Below are 26,524 nucleotides of genomic sequence, written 5' to 3'. Positions count from 1 at the left end.
AACCAGAAATGTTTGAAGCTTATGCATTGCCGAGGATAGTCAATAGCGTTATAGTTATCTCGCTTATTCTCAGGGCGGGGCGAAATTCCCCACCGGCGGTAAATCAACCATGGCGTTGAAAGCCCGCGAGCGCTTCCCGTGACTACGGGAAGGTCAGCAGATCCGGTGTAATTCCGGGGCCGACGGTTAAAGTCCGGATGGGAGAGAGTAACGGCACAGTCGGGCCTAGGCCCGCTCGCGTTGACTTTTGCCGCTAAACCGGCGCTCCTAAGACTGCCCTGATTCTGGTAACCATAATTTTAATGAGGTTTTTTTACCATGAATCAGACGCTCCTTTCTTCTTTTGGTACCGCTTTTGAACGTGTGGAACACGCTTTGGACGCCCTGCGCGAAGGCCGCGGCGTGATGGTGCTTGATGATGAAGACCGTGAAAACGAAGGCGATATGATCTTCGCCGCCGAAACCATGACCGTTGAGCAGATGGCGCTGACCATTCGTCACGGCAGCGGCATTGTGTGCCTGTGCCTGACCGAAGATCGCCGCAAACAGCTGGATCTGCCGATGATGGTAGAGAACAACACCAGCGCCTACGGCACCGGCTTCACCGTGACCATCGAAGCGGCCGAAGGTGTGACCACCGGCGTCTCCGCTGCCGACCGCGTGACCACCGTCCGCGCGGCCATCGCCGACGGCGCGAAACCTTCCGATCTCAACCGTCCAGGTCACGTCTTCCCGCTGCGTGCGCAGCCGGGCGGCGTACTGACCCGCGGCGGCCACACTGAAGCCACTATCGACCTCGTGACCCTGGCTGGCTTTAAACCGGCAGGCGTGCTGTGCGAGCTGACCAATGACGATGGCACCATGGCCCGCGCGCCGGAGTGCATCAAGTTCGCTCAGCAGCACAATATGGCGGTAGTCACGATTGAAGATCTGGTGGCCTATCGTCGCGAACATGAGCGTAAAGCCAGCTAAATAGCGGTTCGCTACGCCCAAGCACAGCCCACTTGTTAGTGGGCTGTGTTGTTTCTGCGCTTTAACCGATGCCCATCGTCTGGAGTACCACCAGGCTCAGCCCCATGACCGACATCCCGCACAGGACGCCGTAGCTTGGATTGCTTTGCGGATCGATCTCTTTCGCCAGCGGCATCAGTTCATCGACCGACAGCGCCACCATAATCCCGGCGACGGCAGCCATGATCGCGCCCATCACCAGCGGCGAGACCAGGCTCCCCAGAATCAACCACGCCAGCACGCCGCCCAAAATTTCCGCCATGCCGGAAAGCCCGGCCCAGAGCACCGCTTTGCTGCGCGAGCCGGTGGCGGCATACACCGGTCCGGCAACCGCCAGTCCTTCCGGAATATTGTGCAGGGCGACGGCAAGGGCGACGCCCATGCCAAGCTCGAGGTTGTTGCTGGCCGTGACATAGGTGGCGATCCCTTCCGGAAAGTTATGCAGGCTGATCCCCAGCGTCAGAAGAATAGCGGTGCGGCGTAAGTTGCGCGGGCGCGGCATGGCGGGAATCATCAGATCCTGCGGGTGGGCGTGCGGCAGCAGGCGGTCAAGGCCAAAGTAACCCAGCAGGCCGACAACAAACATTCCGTAGCCGAGCAGCGGCGACATGCCCTCGGCGGCCAGCGCGGCAGGCAGCATTTCCATCAACGAAATTAATAGCATAATCCCGGCGGCAAAGCCGAGGGAGAAGCCAAGCAGGCGGTTAGAGGGTTTCTGGCCAATCACGCCGAATATGGCGCCAATGAAGGTTGCGCTACCGGCTAACAGCGTCAATATTAAGGGTGATGACATCGCTTCTCTCCCTGTGAAAATAATTACATACGAGTATATTGCCTGAGGATGCGCGTACGGGACACGTCCCTTTACCGCGAATTACATTCAAATTTTCTGACGATCATCATCATGGTTATCTGAGTTTATCCTGGCGCAAAAGCGCGTAATGTGAGCACATCACATTGACACCCTAAGGATATCATCATGTCCCGTACCCGAATGCCCGCGTTGTTTCTCGGCCATGGCAGCCCAATGAACGTGCTGGAAGACAACCGTTATACCCGCGCCTGGGCTCAACTGGGCGAAACCCTGCCGCGTCCGAAAGCGATCGTGGTGGTCTCTGCGCACTGGTTTACGCGCGGTACGGGCGTAACGGCGATGGAGGCGCCGAAGACCATTCATGACTTCGGCGGTTTTCCGCAGGCGCTGTATGACACGCATTATCCGGCGCCGGGCTCTCCGGCGCTGGCGCAACGGCTGGTGGAGCTGCTCTCGCCGGTGCCGGTCACCCTCGATACAGAAGCCTGGGGATTTGACCATGGCTCGTGGGGCGTGCTGATTAAAATGTATCCGCAGGCGGATATCCCGATGGTTCAGTTGAGCATCGACAGCACCAAACCGCCGGCCTGGCATCTCGAAATGGGGCGGAAGCTGGCCTCGCTGCGTGATGAAGGCATTATGCTGGTGGCCAGCGGCAACGTGGTGCATAACCTGCGCACCGCCCGCTGGCATGGCGAGAACACGCCGTACCCTTGGGCAGAGTCCTTCAATAACTACGTGAAGGCGAATCTGCAATGGCAGGGGCTGGACGAGCAGCACCCGCTGGTTAACTACCTGGCACACGAAGGGGGCTCGCTCTCCAACCCGACGGCGGAGCATTTCCTGCCGCTGCTGTATGTCCTGGGGACGTGGGATGGCGTTGAGGCGATGACGATCCCAGTCGATGGCATCGAGATGGGCTCGCTGAGCATGCTGTCGGTGTTGGTTGGCGCCTGATGATAGCGCGCTCCGGCGGCATTTACCGTCGCCGGAGCGCGGCATTATTCGACGAAAATGTGCGGATAGAAGCGCGACAGATCCTGGGTGATCAGCGCCCGGTCTTCGCGAATACCGATCCCTGCAGGCTGGTCGTTGATGAGCCAGCTGCCAATCAGCGTATAGCTATCGCCAAACTTCGGCAGCGGGTAAAACGCCTGCACGATGGTGCCTTCTTCCCCGTACGGGCCTTCTACTGCCTCCACCACTTTGCCATTTTCAACGATCGACACGTTAGCGCCTTCGCGGGAGAAGATTGGCTTAATGACGTACTTCTCCATCTCCGGGTGAGCATCTTCGCTGAAGTAGGCCGCCAGCAGATTAGGGTGATTGGGGAACATCTCCCACAGCATCGGCAGCAGCGCCTTGTTGGAGATAATGCTTTTCCACGCCGGCTCCAGCCAGCGGACGCCAGCGTCTTCCAGCTTGGTGGAGAACATCTCCCGCAGCATAAACTCCCACGGATAGAGCTTGAACAGATTGCCAATCACCTGATCCTGCAGATCGGTAAACTGGCCTTTTTCGCCCAGGCCGATATCTTCAACGTAGAGGAATTCCGTCGCCAGCCCCGCTTCAGCGGCGCAGTCCTGCAGATACTGCACGGTACCGCGATCTTCAACGGTATCGCGGCAGCAGGCCATATGCAGCAGCTGAAAGCCAAACTGCTCGCGCAGCTCGCCGAAGCGATCGATCAGCTTTTCCTGCAAACTGTTGAACTGGTCGCTGCCCGCCGGCAGCTTGCCGGCGTTGAGCTGATCTTCCAGCCAGATCCACTGGAAGAAGGCCGCTTCATACAGCGAGGTCGGGGTGTCGGCATTGTTCTCCAACAGCTTCGGTTCGCCGACGCCATCCCAGGCCAGGTCGAGACGTGAGTAGAGCGACGGCTGGTTGGTTTTCCACGACTGGCGCACAAAACCCCAGGTGTGTTTAGGGATGCGGAATTTGGTCATCAGCTCATCGCTGGCGATCACTTTTTCCACCACCTGGAGGCACATCTGATGTAGCTCAGCGGTGACCGCTTCCAGCTTTTCCACCTGCGCGAGGGTCAGCTTGTAATACGCCTCTTCGCTCCAGTAGGGCTCGCCGTACATGGTATGGAAGTTGAAACCGTACTCGGTCGCTTTCTCGCGCCAGTCCGGGCGCTCGGTAATACTGACTCTTTCCATGTTGCTTAGCCGCCCATTGAGCGAGAAGAGGACGTTGAGCCTGCGGCGCTACGCTGCATGGTCGACTGTTTCGCTACCGACTCGCCAAAGCCGCCGCGGGTGACGGCGGTGGTGGTGGCTGGCTTCGGCGCCATCGCGGTTTTCGGCACATTTATGGTGCGGCCCGGCTGGGCGGCGCCATAGCTCTTGCCGCTGGCGTCAGTGTACTGACCGTAGGCCGGGCTGGCCGGATTTTTCGAGCTGAACAGCGGCTGCTGTTGCGCCATGCCGCCGCCCATCAGGCGGCCCATCATGTAGCCGGCCATCAGCGGCATCCAGAAGCTGCCGCTGCTTTGCGCCTGCGCCTGGTTTTCCGGGGCGACGCCCGCCTGGGCTGGCGTCTGCTGGCACTGGCCTTCGCCAAACTCGGCGACGCAGTCTTCGCGGGTGGCATACTTCGGCGCAGTGCGCTCTGCCTCTTTTACCGCGTTGGTGTAGGCCGTGGTGCATTCGGCTGCTTTGCCCGGGTTGGCGGCGGAGCAGTCATCGGCGTTCTGGTACAGCGACACCGTTTCGTCGCTTTTTTCACAACCGGCGAGCATAAAGACCGCGGTAACGGCCAGCGCGACCGGCGTCAGATGGCGTGCGCTCCAGCTTTTGCGGAACGACGAATGATTAATATTTTTTGTCCGTTTCATATTTGTCTTCCAGGACCCAGTGGTATGGCGTGTGTTAACGCTCAGGATAGAGGATGAGTGGTGGAAAATGAAGCGAAGAGGGGCGCTAAGCGGGGGATCTTTACGTTGCCTTACGTTTAACGCATCGCCTGTCCGACGGACAGGCGATGCGCATCACAGTATGAGAATTACTGACGGAACGGATTGCTGCCGCTGCTCTGGGTGGTCCGTGCGGACACCGGCTTCACCGCCGCGGTAGTGTTGCCGTAGCCATCAGCGGTGGCATCCTGTTGCGGATTTTCCGGCGCGACGCTATCTGCGGAGGTGGAGATGGGTTTACCCAGCGTGTTGTTCAGGGCGACCAGATCCTGCTCGTTCAGGGTACCTAACGCCGATTTAATGTTCAGCTCGTTGATCAGGTAGTTGTAGCGCGCATTCGAGAGCTGCTGCTTAGCGTTATACAGCGTAGTGGTGGCGTCGAGGACGTCAACGATAGTACGCGTACCCACCGAGTAGCCTGCTTCCATGGCATCCAGGGAGCTTTGCGCGGAGACCACCGCCTGTTTGTAGGCGTTGATGCTGCTGATGGAGGCGTTCACGTTGTTAAACGATGAACGCACAGTCTGCACGACGCTGCGGTGGGCGCTTTCCAGCTGCTCGCTGGCGCCAACGAAGTTGTATTGTGCCTGCTTGACCTGCGAGGTCACCGCGCCGCCCTGGTACAGTGGCAGAGAGAAGTTCAGGCCGATTTGGTTCTGCCCGTTATCACTGTCGTTGTAGGCGAGCGGGGTATTGGTTTTCGAACCGTTGTAACGCGTATTCGAGACCCCGGTAGAGGCGGAAAGGTTCAGGGTCGGCAAATGGCCGTCCTGCGCCTGACGAATCTGCTCGCGGGCCAGGTCCTGGCTCAGACGCGCCTGCAGCAGCGACAGGTTGCGGTTCTCCGCTTCCTTCAGCAGGGCGTTGACCGCCTGCGGCTTGTTGGTTTTAAAGCCGTTCACGTTCAGGGAGGCCAGCTCCGGATAGTAATTACCGGTGACCTGACGCAGTCCTTCGACGGCGTTGTCGAGATCGTTACGCGCGGTGACTTCGTTCGCCAGCACGGCATCGTATTGTGAACGGGCGTTCTGTACGTCGGTGATCGCCACCAGGCCTACGTTAAAGCGCTGCGTGGTTTGATCCAACTGGCGGTAAATAGCCTGTTTCTGCGCTTCGGTATAGGAGAGCGTGTCGATGGCGGCCAGCACTTTAAAATAGGCCGTCGCGGTATTCAGAATCAGTGTTTGCTGATCGGTCTGATACGTGACATCCTGAATCCCTGCCGTTTTTTCCTGCAGCGTCAGGGCGCGCCATTTCGACATATCAAACAGAACCTGCGTTAACTGCAGCGAACCGCTGGTGACGTTAGAGTTGACGCCGTTGCTGTCGCGATAGCCATTGGTATAGGTATAATCCGCTCCCAGCCCAAGCTGAGGCAGTAATGGACTGCGCGCTTCGTTGATCTTTTCGAACGCGGCGTCACGATCGGCTGCCGATTTACGCAGATCGGGGTTGCTGATGCGTGCCTGCTGGTAAACCTGAAGCAGGTTTTCCGCCTGGCTCATGGCGCTGAACCCGGTCAGGCTCAGGCCGATAAGAATGGGGAGCAATTTCTTCATTTGCATTCCTTGTTGTGAAGCATTTAGCGCTGGTCTAATTCTAAGAAAAATTCCGCTGATTGTATCGATTCTGCCGCCGTAAAAAGTTGGCGTTACGTGCCATCCGGCGGTAATTTGCACCAATCTAACATACGGACCGTAAAACGGTAGCCAAACGGTTTGGAAATCCCTAATTTCAGATTCGCAGGACATGACAATGAGCAAACCCACGCAGCAGGGAATTACCTTCTCCAAAAATGATGTAGAAATTATTGCACGCGAAACGCTATATCGTGGTTTTTTTTCGCTCGATTTATACCGTTTTCGCCACCGCCTGTTTAACGGCGGCATGAGTGGCGAAATCACCCGTGAAATTTTTGAGCGCGGGCACGCCGCCGTCTTGCTACCCTTTGACCCGGTGCGCGACGAAGTGGTGCTGGTCGAACAAATCCGTATCGCCGCCTATGATACCAGCGAGAGCCCGTGGCTGCTGGAGATGGTCGCCGGCATGATTGAAGCGGGTGAAACGGTGGAAGATGTTGCCCGTCGGGAAGCGCTGGAGGAGGCCGGGCTTGAAGTTGGGCGGACGAAACCAATATTAAGCTATCTGGCCAGTCCCGGCGGCACCAGCGAACGGTTATCGATCCTGGTGGGAGAAGTTGATGCATCGACGGCAAAAGGCATTCACGGCCTGGCCGAGGAAAACGAGGATATTCGGGTGCATGTGGTGAGTCGGGAGCAGGCTTACCAGTGGGTAGAAGAGGGGAAAATCGACAACGCAGCCTCTGTCATCGCCTTGCAATGGCTGCAATTGCATTATCACAATTTACGAAATGAGTGGACAAAATGAAGCGTTATACACCTGACTTCCCTGAGATGATGCGCCTGTGCGAGACCAATTTCGCGCAGTTGCGCCGCCTGTTGCCGCGAACGGATGCAGCGGGTGAGAAGGTAAGCTATCAGGTGGGAAGCGCGCAGTATCGGTTAACGATAGTTGAATCGACCCGCTACACTACTCTGGTGGCAATAGAGCAGACTCTGCCTGCAGTGAGCTACTGGAGCCTGCCATCGATGACCGTCCGCCTCTACCATGACGCCATGGTGGCCGAAGTGTGTTCGAGTCAGCAGATCTTTCGCTTCAAAGCGCGATATGATTATCCTAATAAAAAGTTGCATCAACGCGACGAAAAGCATCAAATTAACCAGTTTTTGGCCGACTGGCTGCGTTACTGTTTAGCACATGGAGCGATGGCGATTCCGGTTTGTTAGCGTCGTTAAACCTAAGGACACCATTTGGAAAGCCTGTTAAACCTACCTCTGGCTGGTGAGGCCAGAGTCAGGATATTACAAATTACTGATACTCACCTGTTTGCTGAAAAGCATGAGACGTTGTTAGGCATCAATACCTGGGATAGCTATCAGGCCGTACTGTCGGCCATTCATGCCTCACAGCGTCCATGCGATCTGATTGTCGCAACAGGCGATCTGGCGCAGGACCACTCCTCCGCGGCCTATCAGCATTTTGCTGAGGGCATCGCGAGTTTTGCTGCACCCTGCGTCTGGCTACCGGGCAACCATGATTTCCAGCCGGCGATGTACAGCACCCTGCAGGAGGCGGGCATTTCCCCTGCCAAGCGCGTGTTTCTCGGCGATCGCTGGCAGATCCTGCTGCTCGACAGCCAGGTGTTTGGCGTTCCCCATGGCGAGCTGAGCGACTTCCAGCTGGAGTGGCTCGAACATAAGCTGGCGGAGGCGCCGGAGCGCTATACCTTACTCCTGCTGCACCATCATCCGCTGCCGGCCGGCTGCAGCTGGCTGGATCAGCATAGTCTGCGCAACGCCGGCGCGCTGGACAGCGCGTTGAGCGCCTGGCCGCGGGTGAAGCATCTTTTGTGCGGCCATATTCATCAGGAACTGGATCTCGACTGGAATGGCCGGCGCATGATGGCGACGCCGTCGACCTGCGTCCAGTTTAAACCGCACTGTGCCAATTTCACTCTGGATACGGTGTCACCGGGCTGGCGCTGGCTGGAGCTTCACCCTGACGGGACGCTGACCACCGAAGTGTGCCGCCTGGAAGGCGCCGCGTTTCATCCGGATATTGCTTCAGAAGGCTACTGATGGCGACGCTCCTTTATCTGCACGGCTTTAACAGCTCTCCGCGCTCGGCGAAGGCGACGGCGTTAAAAACCTGGCTGGCGCAGCACTATCCTGAGATCACCATGGTGGTGCCGGAGTTGCCGCCTTACCCGGCGGAAACGGCGGAGCTGTTGGAGTCCATCGTGCTGGAGCACGGCGGCGAGCCGCTGGGGGTCGTAGGGTCGTCGCTGGGCGGCTACTACGCGACCTGGCTTTCGCAGTGCTTTATGCTGCCGGCGGTGGTGGTTAACCCGGCGGTGCGGCCGTTTGAACTACTAAACAATTTTCTCGGCCACAATGAGAATCCATACACCGGGCAGCAATATGTGCTAGAGTCTCGCCATATTTACGATCTCAAAGTCATGCAAATCGACCCGCTCGAAGCGCCGGATTTACTCTGGCTGCTACAGCAGACCGGGGATGAAGTGCTTGATTACCGCCAGGCCGTTCATTACTACGCCTCTTGCCGGCAGACGGTAGAGGAGGGCGGTAATCACGCATTTGTCGGCTTTGACGATCATTTCACTCAGATTATCGAATTTCTCGGCCTGCGCTAAACGGCCCTGAACGACCTACGAATACACACCATGACGCAATCTTCATATAATGCTGATGCCATTGAGGTACTCACCGGGCTAGAGCCGGTGCGCCGCCGTCCGGGCATGTATACCGACACCACTCGTCCTAACCATCTTGGTCAGGAAGTTATTGATAACAGTGTGGATGAAGCGCTGGCAGGCCACGCCAAACGCGTGGAAGTTATCCTTCATGCCGACCAGTCCCTGGAGGTCATTGACGATGGTCGTGGGATGCCGGTCGACATCCACCCGGAAGAGGGCGTGCCGGCGGTTGAGCTGATCCTCTGCCGGCTGCATGCGGGCGGTAAGTTTTCCAATAAAAACTATCAGTTTTCCGGCGGCCTGCACGGGGTGGGGATCTCGGTGGTCAACGCCCTGTCAAAACGCGTGGAGGTCAACGTGCGTCGCGACGGTCAGGTCTACAGCATCGCCTTTGAAAATGGTGAAAAAGTGGAAGACCTGCACGTCACCGGCACCTGCGGCAAACGCAATACCGGGACCAGCGTCCATTTCTGGCCGGACGAAAGCTTCTTCGACAGCCCGCGCTTTTCCGTTTCACGTCTGACCCACCTGTTAAAAGCGAAAGCGGTGCTGTGCCCGGGCGTGGAAATTGTTTTCCGCGACCAGGTGAACAACAGCGAGCAGAGCTGGTGCTATGCCGATGGCCTGAACGATTACCTGAGCGAAGCGGTGAACGGCCTGCCGCTGCTGCCGGAAAAACCNTTCGTCGGCGCCTTCTCCGGCGAGACGGAGGCGGTGGACTGGGCGCTGCTGTGGCTGCCGGAAGGCGGCGAACTGCTGACCGAAAGCTACGTGAACCTGATCCCGACTATGCAGGGCGGGACGCACGTTAATGGCCTGCGTCAGGGGCTGCTGGACGCGATGCGTGAGTTCTGCGAGTACCGTAATATCCTGCCGCGCGGCGTGAAGCTGTCAGCGGAAGATATCTGGGATCGCTGCGCCTACGTGCTGTCGGTGAAGATGCAGGATCCGCAGTTCGCCGGGCAAACCAAAGAGCGCCTGTCGTCGCGCCAGTGCGCGGCGTTCGTCTCCGGCGTGGTGAAGGACGCCTTCAGCCTGTGGCTGAATCAGAACGTGCAGGCCGCGGAGCTGCTGGCGGAGATGGCCATCTCCAGCGCCCAGCGCCGTCTGCGCGCGGCCAAAAAAGTGGTGCGCAAAAAGCTGACCAGCGGTCCGGCGCTGCCGGGTAAGCTGGCGGACTGTACCGCCCAGGATCTGAACCGTACCGAGCTGTTCCTTGTCGAAGGAGATTCGGCGGGCGGCTCAGCCAAGCAGGCGCGCGATCGCGAATATCAGGCGATCATGCCGCTGAAGGGCAAGATCCTTAATACCTGGGAAGTCTCCTCCGATGAAGTGTTAGCTTCGCAAGAAGTGCACGACATTTCGGTGGCGATTGGTATTGACCCGGACAGCGATGATTTAAGCCAGCTGCGCTACGGTAAAATTTGTATTCTGGCGGATGCGGACTCCGATGGTCTGCACATTGCCACCCTGCTGTGCGCGCTGTTCGTAAGACATTTCCGTACCCTCGTGAAAGAGGGGCACGTCTATGTGGCGCTACCGCCGCTGTACCGTATCGACCTCGGTAAAGAGGTTTACTACGCGCTAACGGAAGAAGAAAAAACCGGCGTGCTGGAGCAGCTAAAGCGCAAGAAGGGCAAGCCAAACGTCCAGCGCTTTAAAGGGCTCGGTGAGATGAACCCGATGCAGCTGCGCGAAACCACCCTTGACCCGAATACCCGCCGCCTGGTGCAGCTGGTGATCAGCGATGAGGACGAGCAGCAGACCACGGCGATAATGGATATGCTGCTGGCCAAAAAGCGTTCGGAAGATCGTCGCAACTGGCTGCAGGAGAAGGGCGATATGGCGGATCTGGAAGTGTAAGTCTGTACGCTGCGCCAGACGTAAAAGGGAGCCTCAGGCTCCCTTTTTCATGGCATTACTGAGTCGGCGGACTTAAACGCCGGCCTGCAGAATACGGATGGTGGTCTCCAGCACATCGCCTTTGACCGCTTCCGACCAGGCTTTCATGTGCGGGGTTTGCAGGTGTGCTTCAAGATGCGCGACGCTTTCCCACTGCTCGACCATGACGATAGAGTCGGGCGCCGTGGTCTGGAAGCTGACGCCGGCGGCATGATCCACCATAGGCGCATAGCCGTGGCAGCCGGCCTCCTGCAAAACGGTCGGAATAATTTTCGCGAACTGATCGAGAACCGCCTGGCGGTGGTGCTGGCCCGGGCGGGTACGGATTTCTGCAATCACTGTTAACATGGTTAACTCAACTCCTTCTGTGTGGATCTCGTCATACTCCAGGTTCGAATAACTCGAAATATGTAGAGCTAGACCTCTAGTTAACCAAAAATTTCCGCCAGATGCTTGCGATATTCTGCGATATACCGTGGGACATCAGGCATTTTAATCACGTCGTTGGCGATAAAGGTCGGCAATGCCTCCATGCCGAGGAACTGATTGGCTTTATGGAACGGCAGGTAAACGCCGTCAACGCCGACGCCGTGGAAGAACTGGTCCTGGTCGGTGAAGGCTTCCATCGGCGCGTTCCAGGTCAGAGAAAGCATATATTTTTTCCCCTGCACCAGGCCGCCGGAGCCATATTTTTTGCTGGCGTCGGAGCGGGTACGGCCATCGCTGGCGTACAGCGAGCCGTGGCCTTCGGTAAAGACGTCATCCATATATTTTTTCACCGTCCACGGAGCGCCCATCCACCAGCCCGGCATCTGCCAGATCACCACATCGGCCCACAGGAAATTCTGTACTTCTTCTTTTACGTCGTACTCGCTTTCGGCGCGAACGCTTTTAACATCGTGCCCGGCGTCGCGCAGATAACTCTCCGCGACCTCGGTCAGGGTGTCGTTCAGTTGACCATTAGAGTGCGCGAACTTTTTCGCCCCATTGATAATCAGGATGTTGCTCATTTTTTACCCTCATATATGAAAATTTGCCGACGATCTTACCCCGCGAAGCGGGGCAGTAAAATGAGCAAAATGTGCAAAGTCTTTTGCCAAATGAGCAATAATCTCGCTACCAGTACACGCGGGCCTCGAAGCCGCCGTCGCGCGCGTTGGCAAAATCAACCTGCATGCCGTGCAGCGAGGCGATGCGCCGGACGATCGACAAGCCCAGGCCGCTGCCCGGCGCCTCCTGCCCCGGCGGACGATAAAAACGCTCGCCAATGCGCGAGAGCGCCTGCGGGCTAATGCCTGGGCCGTTATCGCGCACCCGGAACTCGCGGGCGTTGAGCGTGATATCGACCTGGCTGCCGCGCGGGCTATAGCGTACGGCGTTATCCAGCAGATTGCGCACCAGCAGACTGAGCAGCAGCGGCTGGCCGGTGCGGACGATATGGCTGGCATTAAGATGCAGGCGCAGCTCAATCCCGGACTGCTGCGCCGGGTGATACATCTCCATCACTGCCGACTGCAGCAGATCGGCGATAGCGACCTGCTGCACATCATCCAGTTGGGCGAGCGAGTCCAGCCGCGACAGCGTCAGCAGCTGATCCACCAGTCGGGTGGCGCGATCGATCCCCTGGTGGAGCTGATCCAACGCTTTCTCACGCCCTTCGGGATCGTCCAGGGAGAGTTGGGCGACTTCGGTCTGTACCTTCAGCGCCGCCAGCGGGCTGCGTAGCTCATGGGCGGCATCAGAGGTAAACCGACGCTCGCGCAGCATGGCGTCGTGAGTGCGTCGGAACAGCTGATTCAGCGCTTCGACCAGCGGGCGAACTTCGGCGGGGATCTTCTCCACGCTGAGCGAATCCGCCGAGTCCGGCGCGCGCAGGCGCAGCGTGCGCGCCAGATTTTTCAATGGCGCCAGCTCGCGGCTTAACAGCACGATGAGCAGCACGAACATCAGCGGCAGGGCAACCATCCACGGGGTGAGCTGCGAGGTCACGATATCCATCGCCATTTCGCGCCGGTAATCCCACTCCTGGCCGACGGCGATGCGGTAGCGGCCGTCGGCGGTGGTTAACCACAGGAAACGCCACTCGTCATCGTCGTCACGCAGATAGCCATCGCTGAATCCCTCGCGCTGCGAATTCCACTGAATATCCTCTCCGTTCTCGCCGTCATTAAGCACCATTTTGCCGTCGCGGGTGAAGATGGCGAACGCCAGCGCGTCGTCGTCGATGTGCCCGTGGCGTACCTTTTTCTTTTCCCCGAGCAAGGCGGGCGGGGCGCGCAGTTCATCGAAATGCATGACGCTCAGGCGGCGAGCGAACAGCAGCTGCTGGGTATCGAACAGCTTATCCAGCTTTTTGCTGGTCTGCTGCCAGGCGATAACGCTGGCCATCCCCCAGGCGGCGGTGGTCAGTACGGCAAACAGCAGCGTCAGGCGCAGGCGCAGGCTCAGGCGGGCAAGTCGTTTCATGCGTCACCCAGGGTATAGCCGATGCCGTGGACGGTACGGATAAAGTCGCTGCCGAGCTTGCGGCGCAGATGATGGACGTGAACTTCCACGGCGTTGCTGGAGACCTCGTCGTCCCAGGTGTAGAGCTTTTCCTCGATAAGCTTACGCGGCAATACGCGCCCGGCGTTGCGCATAAGCAGTTCCAGCAGGGCGAACTCCTTCGGCTTCAGCGCCAGGCTTTCGCCGTCGAGGCTGGCGGTTAAGCGGTTCGGATCGAGGATCACCTTGCCGTGGCGCAGTTCGCTGCTGCTCTGGCCGTGCGCGCGGCGGATCAACGCTTCGAGGCGCGCTGCCACCTCAATCAGGGCGAAAGGTTTGCACAGGTAGTCATCGGCGCCCAGGCGCAGGCCCTCCACCCGCTGGCTGAGGGCATCGCGGGCGGTGAGGATCAGCACCGGCTCATGGCAGCCTTTATCGCGCCATTCGCGCAGAATATCGAGGCCATCGATGCCGGGTAGGGTGAGGTCAAGGATTGCGGCGTCGTAGGGGGCGCTGTATAAGGCATTTTTGCCCTCCAGCCCGGCGGTAAACCAGTCAATGCTAAAGCCCATTTTGCTCAGCCCGGCTTTGATGCCGTCGCCGATAAGCTTGTCATCTTCCACCAGTAATATGCGCATGTTTCCCTCCGACGATCCCGTTTCTTTGCGCAGTAAACCGCGTTGAAGCGGGTGATGTACAGCATTAAAATTTCTTTTTTCCGCTTAAGAAGTCGTTAAGTTTTGTCGGGCGTAATAGGAGCCATACCAACACAAAAGGGAGAATATAAGATGAAAAAAATTGCTGCGATGACCGCGATTATTGCTTTGGTTTCCATGCCGGTACTGGCCGCCGGGCAGGGAGGATTCACCGGACCGTCGACTACCACTACCACCCAGGCTGGCGGCTTCACCGGGCCGAGCGGCGCGGTGACCACCGTGGCGAACGCCAAGTCGCTGCGTGATGACACCTGGGTGACCCTGCGCGGTAAAATCGTCGAGCGCATCTCTGATGACCTGTATAAATTCCAGGATGCTTCCGGGGTGATCAATGTCGATATCGACCACAAGCGCTGGAACGGCGTGACCGTCGGCCCGCAGGACACAGTAGAAATTCAGGGGGAAGTCGATAAGGACTGGAACTCGGTAGAAATCGACGTTAAACAGATCCGTAAAATCGCGCCATAAGTCTCCGTCGGATAAGCGCAAGATCGGTCAGGAATCGCGATCCTCGCTCTGTCAGAGTATGTCGCGAGGAGGAGACGATGAACGATATTAAGGCCAGCCCGGCGTATGTCGGGCGCTTCCAGCGCGTCTGTAGGTACATTGCGCGCCATCTTGATGAGCCGCTGTCGCTGGAGACGCTGAGCGCGATAGCGCACAGTTCGCCTTACCATTTTCACCGGCAATTTAGCGCCTATACCGGCATTCCATTGTACCGGTATATTCAGTGGTTGCGTCTGCGACGCGCCTGTTGGCGCCTGGCGTTCAACCCCCGCGATAAAGTCATCGATATTGCCCTTGATGCCGGATTTCAGAATGCGGAGTCGTTCAGTCGTGCCTTCCGTACCGCGTTTGACCAAAGCCCGACCCAATTCCGTCAACAACCGGACTGGGCCGAGTGGCATCGACGCGTACCGAAACATACGCTACAGGAGCAAACGTCGATGGACGTCAACATTATTTCGTGCCCCTCCACCCGGATAGCCGTACTGCAACATCGCGGTAGCCCGGACCTTGTCAACGCCACCGCCGCGCGTTTATCGCCTGGCGTAAGACGAGCGGATTATCGCCCGTCGCCACCAGCGATACCTGGGGGATCGCCTGGGACGATCCGCAGACCACCCCGCAGGAGGCATTTCGTTTTGATATCTGCGGTACGGTCGATCGGCCGGTTGGTGAAAACGCCTTTGGCGTGATTAACGGCGAAATCCCCGGCGGACGCTGCGCCGTCGTGCGCCATCACGGCTCGCTGGACACGCTGGCGAACAGCGTTTGGTTTCTCTATCGCGACTGGTTACCCGCTTCAGGCGAGACGTTACGGGATTTTCCGGTGTACTTCCGTTACCTCAATTTTGTCCATGAGGTGGCTGAGCATGAACTGCAAACCGATATTTATCTGCCGCTGGCCTGATTAAGCGTGACGGAATCCTCAGCCGATCTCACGGCCTGTGACTCAGGGCGTGAGATCGGGTATTATCGCGGGTAGTTTTGCCGTCCGAACGGTCGGTACCCAGATTGAGGATCCACGATTAATGAGCGATATGGCAGAGCGCCTTGCGCTGCATGAATTTACGGAAAATGCTTACCTGAACTACTCCATGTACGTGATCATGGACAGGGCATTACCGTTTATTGGCGATGGCTTAAAACCGGTCCAGCGTCGCATCGTCTATGCGATGTCCGAGCTGGGGCTGAACGCCAGCGCGAAATTCAAAAAGTCCGCCCGCACCGTCGGCGACGTGTTGGGTAAATATCACCCGCACGGCGACAGCGCCTGCTATGAAGCGATGGTGCTGATGGCGCAGCCGTTCTCTTACCGCTATCCGCTGGTGGATGGTCAGGGAAACTGGGGGGCGCCGGACGATCCCAAATCTTTCGCCGCCATGCGTTACACCGAATCCCGCCTGTCGAAGTATGCCGAGCTGCTGCTCAGCGAGCTGGGGCAGGGGACGGTCGACTGGGTGCCAAACTTTGACGGCACGCTGCAGGAGCCGAAAATGCTGCCAGCGCGTCTGCCGAACATCCTGCTGAACGGCACCACCGGCATCGCGGTAGGCATGGCGACCGATATTCCTCCGCACAACCTGCGGGAAGTGGCCAAAGCGGCGATTACGCTGATTGAGCAGCCGAAAACCACCCTCGACGAACTGCTGGATATCGTACAGGGGCCGGATTTCCCGACCGAGGCGGAGATCATCACCTCGCGGGCGGAAATTCGCAAAATCTACCAGAACGGGCGCGGCTCAGTGCGCATGCGCGCGGTGTGGAGTAAAGAGGACGGCGCGGTGGTGATCAGCGCGCTGCCGCATCAGGTCTCCGGCGCCAAAGTGTTGGAGCAGATTGCGGCGCAGATGCGCAATAAAAAGCTGCCGATGGTTGACGATCTGCGCGACGAATCGGACCACGAAAACCCGACCCGTCTGGTGATTGTCCCGCGCTCCAACCGGGTGGATATGGAACAGGTGATGAACCACCTGTTCGCCACCACCGATCTGGAGAAGAGCTACCGCATCAACCTCAATATGATCGGCCTTGACGGCCGCCCGGCGGTGAAAAACCTGCTGGAGATCCTCAGCGAGTGGCTGGTGTTCCGTCGCGATACCGTGCGTCGCCGTCTAAACCATCGGTTAGAGAAAGTGCTGAAGCGCCTGCATATCCTCGAAGGTTTGCTGGTGGCGTTTCTTAATATCGATGAAGTGATTGAGATCATCCGCACTGAAGATGAACCGAAGCCGGCCCTGATGTCGCGCTTTGGCATCAGCGAAACCCAGGCGGAAGCGATTCTGGAATTAAAACTGCGCCACCTCGCCAAACTGGAAGAGATGAAGATCCGCGGCGAGCAGAGCGAGCTGGAAAAAGAGCGCGACCAGCTGCAGGCGATTCTGGCGTCTGAACGTAAGATGAACAACCTGCTGAAAAAAGAGTTGCAGGCCGATGCCGATGCCTTCGGCGACGACCGTCGCTCGCCGCTTCACGAGCGTGAAGAAGCGAAAGCGATGAGCGAACATGACATGCTGCCGTCTGAGCCGGTGACTATCGTTCTGTCGCAGATGGGCTGGGTGCGCAGCGCCAAAGGACACGACATTGACGCCCAGGGCTTGAGCTATAAGGCGGGCGACAGCTGGAAAGCCTCGGCGAAGGGCAAGAGCAACCAGCCGGTGGTGTTTATCGATACCACCGGACGCAGCTATGCCATCGATCCGATTACTCTGCCTTCCGCGCGTGGCCAGGGTGAACCGCTTACCGGCAAACTGACCCTGCCGCCGGGCGCGACCGTGGAGCATATGCTAATGGAAAGCGACGATCAGAAACTGCTGATGGCTTCCGACGCGGGCTACGGTTTCGTCTGTACCTTCAACGATCTGGTGGCGCGCAACCGTGCCGGTAAAGCGCTAATCACCCTGCCTGACAACGCGCACGTGATGCCGCCGCTGGTGATTGAGGATGAGTCCGATATGCTGCTGGCCATCACCGCCGCCGGGCGGATGCTGATGTTCCCGGTCAGCGATCTGCCGCAGCTGTCGAAAGGCAAGGGCAACAAAATTATCAGCATTCCGGCGGCGGAAGCCGCAGCCGGCCAGGACGGTCTGGCACATCTGTTTGTTCTGCCGCCGCAGAGTACGCTGACCATTCACGTCGGCAAACGGAAGATCAAACTGCGTCCGGAAGAGCTGCAAAAAGTCACCGGCGAGCGCGGCCGCCGCGGTTCGCTGATGCGCGGGCTGCAGAAAATTGACCGCGTGGAAATTGACTCGCCGCGTCGTGCCGCGGCAGGCGATAGCGAAGAGTAAGCGCGTCTCCTCCCGTCTTTGACGGGAGGAGACGAAAAAATGCCGCAAAATCGTTGTTTATTCAGGCGTTGCGATTAACAATGTCCATCATCAGGGACCCAGGAAGAACGGTCCCGGCCTGCGCAGAACTTGTGAGCCTGCCTTCTGCCAGCAGCGAATAATTCTAAGCGGTTTGGGTTTTAGAGGTAGCTATGCTATTCATTTTTCGAGTAATTTTCGTGGTCATTTATTGCATCGTAGTGTGCGTACTTGGCTGTCTGTACTGCTTGTTCAGCCCACGTAATCCAAAACACGTTGCCACTTTCGGCCATCTGTTTGGCCGTTTATCTCCGGTATTTGGCCTCAAGGTAGAGCTACGCAAACCCGCCGACGCGGAAAGCTATGGCAACGCGATCTACATCGCTAACCACCAGAACAACTATGATATGGTGACGGCGTCGAATATCGTGCAGGCTCCGACGGTCACCGTAGGTAAAAAGAGCCTGCTGTGGATCCCGTTCTTTGGCCAACTGTACTGGCTGACGGGCAATTTGCTGATTGACCGTAATAACCGAACCAAAGCGCACGGCACTATTGCCGAAGTCGTCAACGCTTTTAAAAAGCGTAAAATTTCGTTCTGGATGTTCCCGGAAGGGACCCGTAGCCGCGGCCGCGGCCTGCTGCCGTTTAAAACCGGGGCTTTTCACGCGGCTATTGCCGCTGGGGTGCCGATTATTCCGGTGTGTGTCTCGAATACATCGAATAAAATAAAGCTCAATCGCTGGAACAACGGTCTGGTGATTGTGGAAATGCTGCCGCCGGTAGATACCACTCAGTTTGGTAAAGACAACGTGCGCGCGCTGGCGACGCATTGCCGCGAGCTGATGGCCGCCAAAATCGCTGATCTGGACAACGAAGTGGCCGAGCGCGAAGCGGCTGGAAAGCAATAAGACAGGAAACGCCGCCAACGCGCGCGTATTGCTGGCGGGAAACGAATTCCCTTTTTCATTTGTCAGTATGTCATGGAGTTAATATGTCACTCAGTCGGCGTCAGTTTATTAAGGCTTCCGGCGTAGCGCTGTGCGCTGGCGCCGCGCCGCTGAAGGCCCATGCCGCCGGCCAGCAGCCTGCGCTGCCGGTTCCGCCGCTGCTGGAATCTCGTCGCGGCCAGCCGCTGTTTCTGACGCTGCAGCGTTCCCACTGGTCGTTTACCCCCGGCACCCGCGCCCCCGTCTGGGGGATCAATGGCCGCTATATGGGGCCGACGATCCGCGTCTGGAACGGAGACGACGTCAAGCTTATCTACAGCAACCGCCTGACGGAGAACGTGGCGATGACCATCCGCGGTCTGCAGGTGCCTGGCCCGCTGATTGGCGGCGCGGCGCGCATGATGTCGCCGAACGCCGACTGGGCGCCGGTGCTGCCTATCCGCCAGAGCGCGGCGACGCTGTGGTATCAGGCCAACACGCCGAACCGGATGGCGAAACAGGTTTACAACGGTCTGGCGGGCATGTGGCTGGTGGAAGACGAGGTCAGCAAGAACCTGCCGATCCCTAACCACTATGGCGTCGATGACTTCCCGGTGATTATTCAGGATAAACGGCTGGATAACTTCGGCACGCCGGAATATAGCGAACCGGGCAGCGGCGGCTTTGTGGGCGACACGCTGCTGGTTAACGGCGTGCAGAGCCCGTATGTTGAAGTGTCGCGCGGCTGGGTGCGCCTGCGCCTGCTGAACGCTTCCAACTCCCGGCGCTATCAGCTGCAGATGAGCGATGGCCGACTGCTGCATGTGATTTCCGGCGATCAGGGGTTCCTGCCGGCGCCGGTTTCGCTCAAGCAGCTATCGCTGGCCCCGGGGGAGCGGCGTGAAATTCTGGTCGATATGACTAACGGCGATGAAGTGTCCATTACCTGCGGCGAAGCGGCGAGTATCGTCGACCGTATCCGCGGTTTTTTTGAACCGTCAAGCATCCTGGTCTCCACGCTGGTGCTGACGCTGCGTCCGACCGGGCTGCTGCCGCTGGTGACCGACAGTCTGCCGGTGCGCCTGCTGCCGACCGAGCTGCTCTCCGGTACGCCGATCCGCAGCCGGGATATCACCCTTGGCGACGATCCGGGCATCAACGGCCAGCTGTGGGATCCGCAGCGTATCGATATCACGGCGCAGCAGGGGACCTGGGAGCGCTGGACGGTGCGCGCCGACCGCCCGCAGTCGTTCCATATTGAAGGGGTGATGTTCCAGATCCGTAATGTCAACGGCTCGTCTCCTTTCCCGGAAGATCGCGGCTGGAAGGACACCGTGTGGGTCGACGGGCAGGTTGAGCTGCTGGTCTATTACGCTCAACCGTCGTGGCCGCACTTCCCGTTCCAGTATCTGAGCCAGACGCTGGAGCTTGCCGATCGCGGCTCGATCGGCCAGATGCTGGTGAATCCCGCGCCGTAATCTCTTTGACCCTGGCCGGCGCACGGTCAGGGTTTGAGAAAATCCTCCTTCATTTCCACTATCATTCCGGCTTATAATCCACGCCCTTTTGGTTATTTTTTTATTCATTTTCCCCGGAAGCAATATGAGCGCAATATCCCTGATCCAACCGGATCGTGACCTTTTTCCTGGCCGCAATACTGGGCTGCCTGTTTTGGCCCTGCGCCCTTTTTACCGATGTCGCGTGAAGAGATGGATCAACTTGGCTGGGATAGCTGCGACATTATTCTGGTCACCGGCGACGCCTATGTCGACCACCCGAGCTTCGGGATGGCTATCTGCGGCCGCATGCTGGAAGCGCAGGGTTTCCGGGTAGGGATCATCTCCCAGCCGGACTGGAACAGCAAAGACGACTTTATGCGTCTGGGCAAACCGAACCTGTTCTTCGGCGTGACCGCCGGCAACATGGACTCAATGATCAACCGTTACACCGCCGACCGTAAACTACGTCATGACGATGCCTATACGGCGGGTAACGTGGCGGGCAAACGTCCGGACCGCGCTACCCTCGTCTACACCCAGCGCTGTAAAGAGGCGTGGAAAGATGTGCCGGTGATCCTCGGCGGCATCGAAGCCAGCCTGCGTCGTACCGCCCACTATGATTACTGGTCCGACACCGTGCGCCGCTCGGTGCTGGTGGACTCCAAGGCCGATATGCTGATGTTCGGCAACGGCGAGCGTCCGCTGGTGGAAGTGGCTCATCGCCTGGCGATGGGCGAAACCATCGACCAGATCCGCGATGTGCGCAATACCGCCATCATGGTGAAAGAGGCGCTGCCGGGCTGGAGCGGCGTGGACTCCACCCGTCTGGATACGCCCGGTAAAATTGATCCCATCCCGCATCCGTACGGTGAAGATCTGCCGTGCGCCGATAACAAACCGGTCGCGCCGAAAAAACAGGAAGCGAAAAGCATTACTGTGCAACCGCCGCGGCCCAAACCGTGGGAAAAAACCTATGTGCTGCTGCCTTCCTTCGAGAAGGTGAAAGGCGATAAGGTCCTGTACGCTCACGCCTCGCGCATTTTGCACCACGAAACCAACCCCGGCTGCGCCCGGGCGCTGATGCAAAAGCACGGCGAGCGCTACATCTGGATCAACCCGCCGGCAATCCCGCTCTCCACCGAAGAGATGGACAGCGTCTTCGCGCTGCCGTACAAGCGGGTGCCGCATCCTTCCTATGGCGATGCGCGTATTCCGGCGTATGAGATGATCCGCTTCTCAATCAACATCATGCGCGGCTGCTTCGGCGGCTGTTCGTTCTGCTCGATCACCGAGCACGAAGGACGCATAATCCAGAGCCGTTCTGAGGATTCGATCATTAATGAGATCGAAGCCATTCGCGACACCGTGCCCGGCTTTACCGGGGTGATCTCCGATCTCGGCGGGCCAACGGCCAACATGTATATGCTGCGCTGTAAATCGCCGCGCGCTGAGCAGACCTGCCGCCGTCTCTCCTGCGTCTATCCGGATATTTGCCCGCACATGGATACCAACCATGAGCCGACGATCAATCTTTATCGCCGCGCTCGCGAGCTGAAGGGCATCAAGAAGATCCTTATCGCCTCCGGGGTACGCTATGACATCGCGGTCGAAGATCCGCGCTATATCAAAGAGCTGGCGACCCACCACGTCGGCGGCTATCTGAAGATCGCCCCGGAGCATACCGAAGAGGGACCGCTGTCGAAGATGATGAAGCCGGGAATGGGCAGCTACGACCGCTTTAAAGAGCTGTTCGACACCTATTCGAAGCAGGCGGGTAAAGAGCAGTATCTGATCCCGTACTTTATCTCCGCTCATCCGGGCACCCGTGATGAAGATATGGTGAACCTGGCGCTGTGGCTGAAGAAGCATCGCTTCCGTCTCGACCAGGTGCAGAACTTCTATCCGTCGCCGCTGGCGAACTCGACCACCATGTATTACACCGGCAAGAACCCGCTGGGTAAAATTGGTTATAAGAGCGAAGAGGTGGTGGTGCCGAAGGGCGATAAACAGCGCCGTCTGCACAAAGCGCTGCTCCGCTACCACGATCCGGCAAACTGGCCGCTGATCCGTCAGGCGCTGGAGGCGATGGGCAAGAAGCACCTGATTGGCTCCCGCCGCGACTGCCTGGTGCCAGCGCCAACCCTGGACGAAATGCGTGAAGCGCGTCGCCAGAACCGCCATACTCGTCCGGCGCTGACCAAGCACACGCCGATCGCCCATCAGCGCCAGACGCCTGCCGCTGCGGGCGCGAAAAAACGCGTTAAGCCGAAGGCCGTATCACGCTAAGCGGCTGGCCCGGCGGGATCGCTCGCCGGGAACATCTGTGAAAAAAGGAGAGAGGTGATGACGCCGGTCATCCTGTCGCGACAACAACTGGACCAGCTCTGGGAGATAGACCGCAGCGAAATTATCGATACGCTCTACCGTCTCGATAACGGTCAGCTGCGGGCTTATCGGGAATATTATGACGTGCGTGGCTGGGACCCTCACGATCGTCAGGTTTATACTCCGATTCACGAGGCCTGTTACGATCGCGGCGGTATTTTTTTCGCCTTTTTTGACGATGAGCAGATGATTGCCGCAGCGGCGCTGGATACGCTGCCTCGCGGCATGAATGGCGAGCTGCGCCAGCTATTATTCTTTTATGTCGGGGCGGGAAAGCGCGGCCAGGGCTGGGGGCGGCGACTGTTTCAGTATGCCCTGCACCAGCTGCCAGAAATGGGGGCGTCCGGCCTCTATATCTCGTCGATCCCCAACAAAAACACCGTCGATTTTTATCTGGCTCAGGGATGTCGCTTAGCGGATAAGCCCGACCCGGCGCTGTTTGCGCTGGAGCCAGAGGATATTCATCTGGTCTGCGATCGCCTTTAACGCCGAGGCGCTAAAGGCGATGGCAAGAGAGAGCATTATCCGCCGAACTGATCCGGGTCAGGACCGAGACGTTTACCCTGGTCCAGCTTCGCGATCGCTCCCAGCTCATCTTTGTCGAGACGGAAGTCCCAGACGTCAAAGTTTTCCGCGATACGCGACGGCGTGACGGATTTCGGGATCACCACCAGACCGCTGTCGAGATGCCAGCGGATGACGATTTGCGCCGGCGTTTTGCCGTACTTATCGGCGAGCTGGTGGATGACTTTTTGATCGAAGACGCCTTCGCCGCCCTGGGCCAGCGGGCTCCAGGATTCGGTCTGGATCTTGTGGGTGGCGTTCCACGCGTGCAGCTGACGCTGCTGCATAAGTGGATGGAGTTCTATCTGATTGATCACCGGGGCGACGCCGGTTTCATCAATCAGCTTCTGCAGATGCGGTACCTGGAAATTACACACGCCAATGCTTTTGGTCAGCCCCTGCTGCTGCAGCTCGATCAGCGCCTGCCAGGCCTCGACGTAATGGCCGATAGCCGGTACCGGCCAGTGGATTAAATAGAGATCCACATAGTCCAGCTTCAGTTTGCTGAGGCTCTCTTTCAGCGCCTCGTGCGGCCGTTTTTGATCGTCGTTCCACAGCTTGGTGGTGATGAAGAGCTCATCGCGGTTGACGCCAGCGCTGTGCAGCGCATTGCCGACGCCGGTCTCATTTTGGTACGCGGCGGCGGTGTCAAAAGAGCGATAACCGACTTCCAGCGCCTTATGAATGGCGGAGACGACTTCCTCGTTGCCAGCTTTCCACACGCCGAGACCCAGCTGCGGCATCAGGTTGCCGTCGTGCAGTTTTATAACGGTTGGATGTGTCATGCCTTCCTCCTGTTAATGAACTCGGCGAAGCAGGATCCGCCGAGGGGTAGCATTAAGTCTGGACGAAATAGCTAAAAACGGTAGTAAAAACACCTCTCCCCGGCGTTTGTTTAACGTAAGGAGAGGTGAATCAGGCGGGGAGCGCTTAGCGTGCAGCCTCGTAAATACGGCGGCTGACGTCCAGGGTGATATCCTGATGTTCGCCAAGTTTAGTCATGCCGTGCTCTTCCAGTTTCGCCAGCAGCGCCGGGATGGAGCTACCGTCGAGACCGTAATCGGAAAGGCGGGTCGGCACGCCCATCTGCTCGAAGAACTGACGCGTTGCGGCGATGGCGGCATCGATACGTTGGTCGTCAGAGCCTTCGGTAATATTCCACACGCGCTCGGCATACTGCAGCAGCTTCTCGCGCTTGGCATCGCGTTTCTCATTCCACAGCGCCGGCAGCACGATAGCCAGCGTCTGGGCGTGATCCAGGCCGTGCATCGCCGTCAGCTCGTGGCCGAGCATATGCGTCGCCCAGTCCTGTGGCACGCCTGCGCCGATCAGGCCGTTCAGCGCCTGCGTCGCCGCCCACATAATATTGGCGCGCACGTTATAGTTCTCCGGTTCCTGCAGGGCTTTCGGGCCATCCTCGATCAGGGTCAGGAGAATGCCTTCGGCGAAACGGTCCTGGATTTTGCCGTCTACCGGGTAGGTCACGTACTGCTCGACGGTATGGACGAAGGCGTCAACCACGCCGTTCGCGACCTGGCGCGGCGGCAGGGTATAGGTATAAACCGGATCGAGGATCGCGAACTGCGGCTGGACGTGCGAAGACATAAACGCGCGTTTGTCGCCGGTGGTTTTCCGCGATATGACCGCGCCTTTGTTGGATTCAGAACCGGTCGCCGGCAGAGTCAGTACCGAGCCCATTGGAATGGCGCTGGCAATTTTGCTGCCATAGGTTTCCAGAATTTCCCACGGATCGATATCCGCGTCGTAGTGGGCTGCTGCAGCGATAAACTTGGTGCCATCCAGCACCGAACCGCCGCCGACCGCCAGCAGGAAGGTCACTTTCTCTTCCCGGGCGAGTTTCACCGCATTCATCAGGGTTTCGTAAGACGGGTTCGGCTCGATGCCGCCAAATTCAAGGACATCCAGGCCATTCAGAGCGGTGAGGACCTGATCCAGGACGCCTGTTTTTTTGACGCTGCCGCCGCCGTAGGTGATCAGTACGCGGGCTTCCGCCGGGATCTGTTCACGCAGCTTTTCAATCGCGCCTTTGCCAAACAGAATGCGGGTTGGGGTATGCAGGTCGAAATTATTCATTGCTTAAGTCCTCCAAAGAGTAAAACCGTCGACAGGGACGATACCGCTGCCCGATGAAGGTTATTGTGGTCCTGGCGCCGTTGACCCTCAATGCACATTCCTGCCGATGTCTTGCCTATTTCTCCATATGGCTGGAGAATTTGTAGCGGCCTGCGCACAATGTACAGGTGAAGAAACATCGGGAGAGACGGTGGCAATGCAACACGCAGAGATATGTCGGACATTAACGGAGAAGATTAACCTGCTGAAAGATAAGCACGAAATGTTAAGTTCGTTGCTGCCTGACGTCCGTTTGCTGTACGGAACGCAACCGGGGCCCCGGACGCCGGTGATGTATCAGCCGGGGATCGTTTTTCTCTTTTCGGGCCATAAAATTGGTTATATCAATGAACGGACTTTTCGCTACGATACAAACGAATATTTACTGCTGACCGTGCCGCTACCTTTCGAGTGCGAAACCTTTGCCACCCCGGAGGTGCCCCTCGCCGGGATGCGCCTGAACGTCGATATCCTGCAACTGCAAGAGCTGCTGATGGATATTGGCGAAGATCCGCTGTTTCAGCCCGCGGTCGCCTCCAGCGGGATAAACTCCGCGGTACTCTCGGAGGATATTCTGTGCGCTGCCGAACGGCTGCTTGACGTGATGGAGCGGCCGCTGGACGCACGGATCCTTGGCAAGCAAATCGTCCGCGAAATTCTGTATTATGTGCTGACGGGGCCCTGCGGCGGCGCGCTGTTGGCGCTGGTCAGCCGGCAGACCCACTTCAGCCTGATAAGTCGCGTGCTCAAGCATATCGAAAGCCAGTACACCGAAAACCTCAGCGTCGATCGGCTGGCGGCGGAAGCGAATATGAGTGTGTCAGCTTTTCACCATAATTTTAAAGCGGTGACCAGCACTTCTCCTTTGCAGTATCTGAAAAACTACCGTTTGCACAAAGCACGAATGCTGATGATCCATGACGGCATGAAGGCCAGCGCGGCGGCGATGCGCGTGGGATATGAAAGCCCTTCGCAGTTCAGCCGCGAGTTTAAGCGCTACTTCGGTTTGACGCCGGGAGAAGACGCCGCGCGTATTCGCACGATGCAGGGGATGTAATACC

The 26,524-nt window shown here is 58.2% G+C and carries 23 protein-coding genes, 2 pseudogenes and 1 riboswitch; of the genes and pseudogenes, 15 read left to right on the top strand and 10 right to left on the bottom strand.

Annotated elements, in window-relative coordinates; genetic code table 11:
* The first annotated feature begins 61 nt into the window (after positions 1-61).
* A riboswitch (FMN riboswitch) is annotated at positions 62-213 on the top strand.
* A 105-nt stretch (positions 214-318) separates the two neighbouring features.
* Entirely contained in the window at positions 319-972 is a 654-nt protein-coding gene (ribB, locus tag HMPREF1024_RS12920; protein WP_004174356.1) for a 3,4-dihydroxy-2-butanone-4-phosphate synthase, read from the top strand.
* 61 nt (positions 973-1,033) lie between these two features.
* Here the strand turns inward: ribB and zupT are convergent, their stop codons facing one another.
* A complete protein-coding gene (gene zupT / locus HMPREF1024_RS12925) occupies positions 1,034-1,804 on the bottom strand; it encodes a zinc transporter ZupT (protein WP_004213783.1) in 771 nt (256 codons plus the stop codon).
* Positions 1,805-1,990: 186 nt separating this feature from the next.
* Here zupT and ygiD point away from each other — a divergent pair, with 186 nt between their 5' ends.
* Positions 1,991-2,782, top strand: coding sequence for a 4,5-DOPA dioxygenase extradiol (gene ygiD, locus HMPREF1024_RS12930; RefSeq protein WP_004174357.1), 792 nt, complete (start codon positions 1,991-1,993; stop codon positions 2,780-2,782).
* A 44-nt stretch (positions 2,783-2,826) separates the two neighbouring features.
* Here ygiD and HMPREF1024_RS12935 read toward each other — a convergent pair whose 3' ends face one another.
* The 3 genes from HMPREF1024_RS12935 to tolC form a co-directional block, all read right to left on the bottom strand.
* Positions 2,827-3,987 (bottom strand): glutathionylspermidine synthase family protein, encoded by a 1,161-nt coding sequence (locus HMPREF1024_RS12935; RefSeq protein ID WP_004900674.1) that lies wholly within the window; start codon positions 3,985-3,987, stop codon positions 2,827-2,829.
* A 5-nt stretch (positions 3,988-3,992) separates the two neighbouring features.
* Positions 3,993-4,664 (bottom strand): DUF1190 family protein, encoded by a 672-nt coding sequence (locus HMPREF1024_RS12940; protein ID WP_009308671.1) that lies wholly within the window; start codon positions 4,662-4,664, stop codon positions 3,993-3,995.
* 167 nt (positions 4,665-4,831) lie between these two features.
* The gene (gene tolC / locus HMPREF1024_RS12945; protein ID WP_009308670.1) at positions 4,832-6,301 is read right to left on the bottom strand and encodes an outer membrane channel protein TolC; all 1,470 of its coding nucleotides are present in this window, start codon (positions 6,299-6,301) and stop codon (positions 4,832-4,834) included.
* A gap of 196 nt (positions 6,302-6,497) precedes the next feature.
* Between tolC and nudF the strand changes: the two genes are divergently transcribed.
* The 5 genes from nudF to parE are packed head-to-tail and all read left to right on the top strand — an operon-like array spanning position 6,498 to position 10,902.
* The gene (nudF, locus tag HMPREF1024_RS12950) at positions 6,498-7,130 is read left to right on the top strand and encodes an ADP-ribose diphosphatase (protein WP_002916848.1); all 633 of its coding nucleotides are present in this window, start codon (positions 6,498-6,500) and stop codon (positions 7,128-7,130) included.
* Positions 7,127-7,549, top strand: coding sequence for a DUF1249 family protein (locus HMPREF1024_RS12955; protein ID WP_002916847.1), 423 nt, complete (start codon positions 7,127-7,129; stop codon positions 7,547-7,549). Before nudF ends, HMPREF1024_RS12955 begins: the two co-directional genes overlap by 4 nt.
* Before the next feature lie 24 nt (positions 7,550-7,573).
* Positions 7,574-8,401 (top strand): 3',5'-cyclic-AMP phosphodiesterase, encoded by an 828-nt coding sequence (cpdA, locus tag HMPREF1024_RS12960; RefSeq protein ID WP_002916846.1) that lies wholly within the window; start codon positions 7,574-7,576, stop codon positions 8,399-8,401.
* Positions 8,401-8,976 carry an esterase YqiA gene (gene yqiA, locus HMPREF1024_RS12965; protein WP_002916845.1) on the top strand — a complete coding sequence of 192 codons (576 nt, stop codon included), beginning with the start codon at positions 8,401-8,403 and terminating at the stop codon, positions 8,974-8,976. Before cpdA ends, yqiA begins: the two co-directional genes overlap by 1 nt.
* A 30-nt stretch (positions 8,977-9,006) precedes the next feature.
* Positions 9,007-10,902 carry a DNA topoisomerase IV subunit B gene (gene parE / locus HMPREF1024_RS12970; protein WP_002916844.1) on the top strand — a complete coding sequence of 632 codons (1,896 nt, stop codon included), beginning with the start codon at positions 9,007-9,009 and terminating at the stop codon, positions 10,900-10,902.
* 72 nt (positions 10,903-10,974) lie between these two features.
* On the opposite strand, the gene HMPREF1024_RS12975 is transcribed toward parE, so the two are convergent.
* The 4 genes from HMPREF1024_RS12975 to qseB form a co-directional block, all read right to left on the bottom strand.
* The gene (locus tag HMPREF1024_RS12975; RefSeq protein ID WP_004205233.1) at positions 10,975-11,289 is read right to left on the bottom strand and encodes a putative quinol monooxygenase; all 315 of its coding nucleotides are present in this window, start codon (positions 11,287-11,289) and stop codon (positions 10,975-10,977) included.
* Between the two features lie 80 nt (positions 11,290-11,369).
* Entirely contained in the window at positions 11,370-11,951 is a 582-nt protein-coding gene (locus tag HMPREF1024_RS12980; protein ID WP_004900659.1) for an NAD(P)H-dependent oxidoreductase, read from the bottom strand.
* A gap of 106 nt (positions 11,952-12,057) precedes the next feature.
* On the bottom strand, positions 12,058-13,407 hold the full coding sequence (qseC, locus tag HMPREF1024_RS12985; RefSeq protein WP_004149844.1) for a quorum sensing histidine kinase QseC: 1,350 nt from the start codon (positions 13,405-13,407) through the stop codon (positions 12,058-12,060).
* Positions 13,404-14,063 (bottom strand): quorum sensing response regulator transcription factor QseB, encoded by a 660-nt coding sequence (gene qseB, locus HMPREF1024_RS12990; protein ID WP_009308669.1) that lies wholly within the window; start codon positions 14,061-14,063, stop codon positions 13,404-13,406. Before qseB ends, qseC begins: the two co-directional genes overlap by 4 nt.
* Before the next feature lie 150 nt (positions 14,064-14,213).
* Between qseB and HMPREF1024_RS12995 the strand changes: the two genes are divergently transcribed.
* The 7 genes and pseudogenes from HMPREF1024_RS12995 to HMPREF1024_RS13020 all read left to right on the top strand — a co-directional run bounded on the left by HMPREF1024_RS12995 (position 14,214) and on the right by HMPREF1024_RS13020 (position 23,252).
* Positions 14,214-14,609 carry a YgiW/YdeI family stress tolerance OB fold protein gene (locus HMPREF1024_RS12995; protein WP_002916833.1) on the top strand — a complete coding sequence of 132 codons (396 nt, stop codon included), beginning with the start codon at positions 14,214-14,216 and terminating at the stop codon, positions 14,607-14,609.
* Between the two features lie 77 nt (positions 14,610-14,686).
* Positions 14,687-15,555, top strand: a pseudogene (locus HMPREF1024_RS0126530) (GyrI-like domain-containing protein).
* A gap of 121 nt (positions 15,556-15,676) precedes the next feature.
* A complete protein-coding gene (parC, locus tag HMPREF1024_RS13000; RefSeq protein WP_004181324.1) occupies positions 15,677-17,935 on the top strand; it encodes a DNA topoisomerase IV subunit A in 2,259 nt (752 codons plus the stop codon).
* Positions 17,936-18,126: 191 nt separating this feature from the next.
* The gene (gene plsC, locus HMPREF1024_RS13005) at positions 18,127-18,864 is read left to right on the top strand and encodes a 1-acylglycerol-3-phosphate O-acyltransferase (RefSeq protein ID WP_002916826.1); all 738 of its coding nucleotides are present in this window, start codon (positions 18,127-18,129) and stop codon (positions 18,862-18,864) included.
* Between the two features lie 83 nt (positions 18,865-18,947).
* The gene (gene ftsP / locus HMPREF1024_RS13010; protein ID WP_004144547.1) at positions 18,948-20,360 is read left to right on the top strand and encodes a cell division protein FtsP; all 1,413 of its coding nucleotides are present in this window, start codon (positions 18,948-18,950) and stop codon (positions 20,358-20,360) included.
* A 33-nt stretch (positions 20,361-20,393) separates the two neighbouring features.
* Positions 20,394-22,725: pseudogene (locus HMPREF1024_RS13015) on the top strand (YgiQ family radical SAM protein).
* A complete protein-coding gene (locus HMPREF1024_RS13020) occupies positions 22,725-23,252 on the top strand; it encodes a GNAT family N-acetyltransferase (RefSeq protein ID WP_004144550.1) in 528 nt (175 codons plus the stop codon). The pseudogene HMPREF1024_RS13015 and the gene HMPREF1024_RS13020 overlap by 1 nt, the downstream one beginning before the upstream one ends.
* Before the next feature lie 35 nt (positions 23,253-23,287).
* Here the strand turns inward: HMPREF1024_RS13020 and dkgA are convergent, their stop codons facing one another.
* Positions 23,288-24,115: a 2,5-didehydrogluconate reductase DkgA gene (gene dkgA / locus HMPREF1024_RS13025; protein WP_002916796.1), complete on the bottom strand. Its 828-nt coding sequence runs from the start codon at positions 24,113-24,115 to the stop codon at positions 23,288-23,290.
* Positions 24,116-24,260: 145 nt separating this feature from the next.
* The gene (gene yqhD, locus HMPREF1024_RS13030; RefSeq protein ID WP_004144551.1) at positions 24,261-25,424 is read right to left on the bottom strand and encodes an alcohol dehydrogenase; all 1,164 of its coding nucleotides are present in this window, start codon (positions 25,422-25,424) and stop codon (positions 24,261-24,263) included.
* A gap of 196 nt (positions 25,425-25,620) precedes the next feature.
* On the opposite strand from yqhD, the gene HMPREF1024_RS13035 reads away from it, so the two are divergent.
* Entirely contained in the window at positions 25,621-26,520 is a 900-nt protein-coding gene (locus HMPREF1024_RS13035; RefSeq protein ID WP_004144552.1) for an AraC family transcriptional regulator, read from the top strand.
* The last annotated feature ends 4 nt before the right edge of the window (positions 26,521-26,524 follow it).

The sequence above is a fragment of the Klebsiella sp. 4_1_44FAA genome (assembly GCF_000238715.1).
Classification (GTDB): domain Bacteria; phylum Pseudomonadota; class Gammaproteobacteria; order Enterobacterales; family Enterobacteriaceae; genus Klebsiella; species Klebsiella pneumoniae.
The sequence above is the reverse complement of the archived record's forward strand: the minus strand, read 5'-3'. Positions and strand labels throughout refer to the sequence as shown.

What these genes read in the sequence shown, in the direction of transcription:
- ribB (WP_004174356.1), top strand. Translation starts at nt 319, where the DNA reads ATGAATCAGACGCTCCTTTCTTCTTTTGGTACCGCTTTTGAACGTGTG.
- HMPREF1024_RS12935 (WP_004900674.1), bottom strand. Translation starts at nt 3,987, where the DNA reads ATGGAAAGAGTCAGTATTACCGAGCGCCCGGACTGGCGCGAGAAAGCG.
- HMPREF1024_RS13020 (WP_004144550.1), top strand. Translation starts at nt 22,725, where the DNA reads ATGACGCCGGTCATCCTGTCGCGACAACAACTGGACCAGCTCTGGGAG.
- HMPREF1024_RS12995 (WP_002916833.1), top strand. Translation starts at nt 14,214, where the DNA reads ATGAAAAAAATTGCTGCGATGACCGCGATTATTGCTTTGGTTTCCATG.
- HMPREF1024_RS12975 (WP_004205233.1), bottom strand. Translation starts at nt 11,289, where the DNA reads ATGTTAACAGTGATTGCAGAAATCCGTACCCGCCCGGGCCAGCACCAC.
- yqiA (WP_002916845.1), top strand. Translation starts at nt 8,401, where the DNA reads ATGGCGACGCTCCTTTATCTGCACGGCTTTAACAGCTCTCCGCGCTCG.
- ygiD (WP_004174357.1), top strand. Translation starts at nt 1,991, where the DNA reads ATGTCCCGTACCCGAATGCCCGCGTTGTTTCTCGGCCATGGCAGCCCA.
- HMPREF1024_RS12940 (WP_009308671.1), bottom strand. Translation starts at nt 4,664, where the DNA reads ATGAAACGGACAAAAAATATTAATCATTCGTCGTTCCGCAAAAGCTGG.
- HMPREF1024_RS12980 (WP_004900659.1), bottom strand. Translation starts at nt 11,951, where the DNA reads ATGAGCAACATCCTGATTATCAATGGGGCGAAAAAGTTCGCGCACTCT.
- dkgA (WP_002916796.1), bottom strand. Translation starts at nt 24,115, where the DNA reads ATGACACATCCAACCGTTATAAAACTGCACGACGGCAACCTGATGCCG.
- qseC (WP_004149844.1), bottom strand. Translation starts at nt 13,407, where the DNA reads ATGAAACGACTTGCCCGCCTGAGCCTGCGCCTGCGCCTGACGCTGCTG.
- nudF (WP_002916848.1), top strand. Translation starts at nt 6,498, where the DNA reads ATGAGCAAACCCACGCAGCAGGGAATTACCTTCTCCAAAAATGATGTA.
- yqhD (WP_004144551.1), bottom strand. Translation starts at nt 25,424, where the DNA reads ATGAATAATTTCGACCTGCATACCCCAACCCGCATTCTGTTTGGCAAA.
- parC (WP_004181324.1), top strand. Translation starts at nt 15,677, where the DNA reads ATGAGCGATATGGCAGAGCGCCTTGCGCTGCATGAATTTACGGAAAAT.
- HMPREF1024_RS12955 (WP_002916847.1), top strand. Translation starts at nt 7,127, where the DNA reads ATGAAGCGTTATACACCTGACTTCCCTGAGATGATGCGCCTGTGCGAG.
- ftsP (WP_004144547.1), top strand. Translation starts at nt 18,948, where the DNA reads ATGTCACTCAGTCGGCGTCAGTTTATTAAGGCTTCCGGCGTAGCGCTG.
- plsC (WP_002916826.1), top strand. Translation starts at nt 18,127, where the DNA reads ATGCTATTCATTTTTCGAGTAATTTTCGTGGTCATTTATTGCATCGTA.
- zupT (WP_004213783.1), bottom strand. Translation starts at nt 1,804, where the DNA reads ATGTCATCACCCTTAATATTGACGCTGTTAGCCGGTAGCGCAACCTTC.
- tolC (WP_009308670.1), bottom strand. Translation starts at nt 6,301, where the DNA reads ATGAAGAAATTGCTCCCCATTCTTATCGGCCTGAGCCTGACCGGGTTC.
- qseB (WP_009308669.1), bottom strand. Translation starts at nt 14,063, where the DNA reads ATGCGCATATTACTGGTGGAAGATGACAAGCTTATCGGCGACGGCATC.
- HMPREF1024_RS13035 (WP_004144552.1), top strand. Translation starts at nt 25,621, where the DNA reads ATGCAACACGCAGAGATATGTCGGACATTAACGGAGAAGATTAACCTG.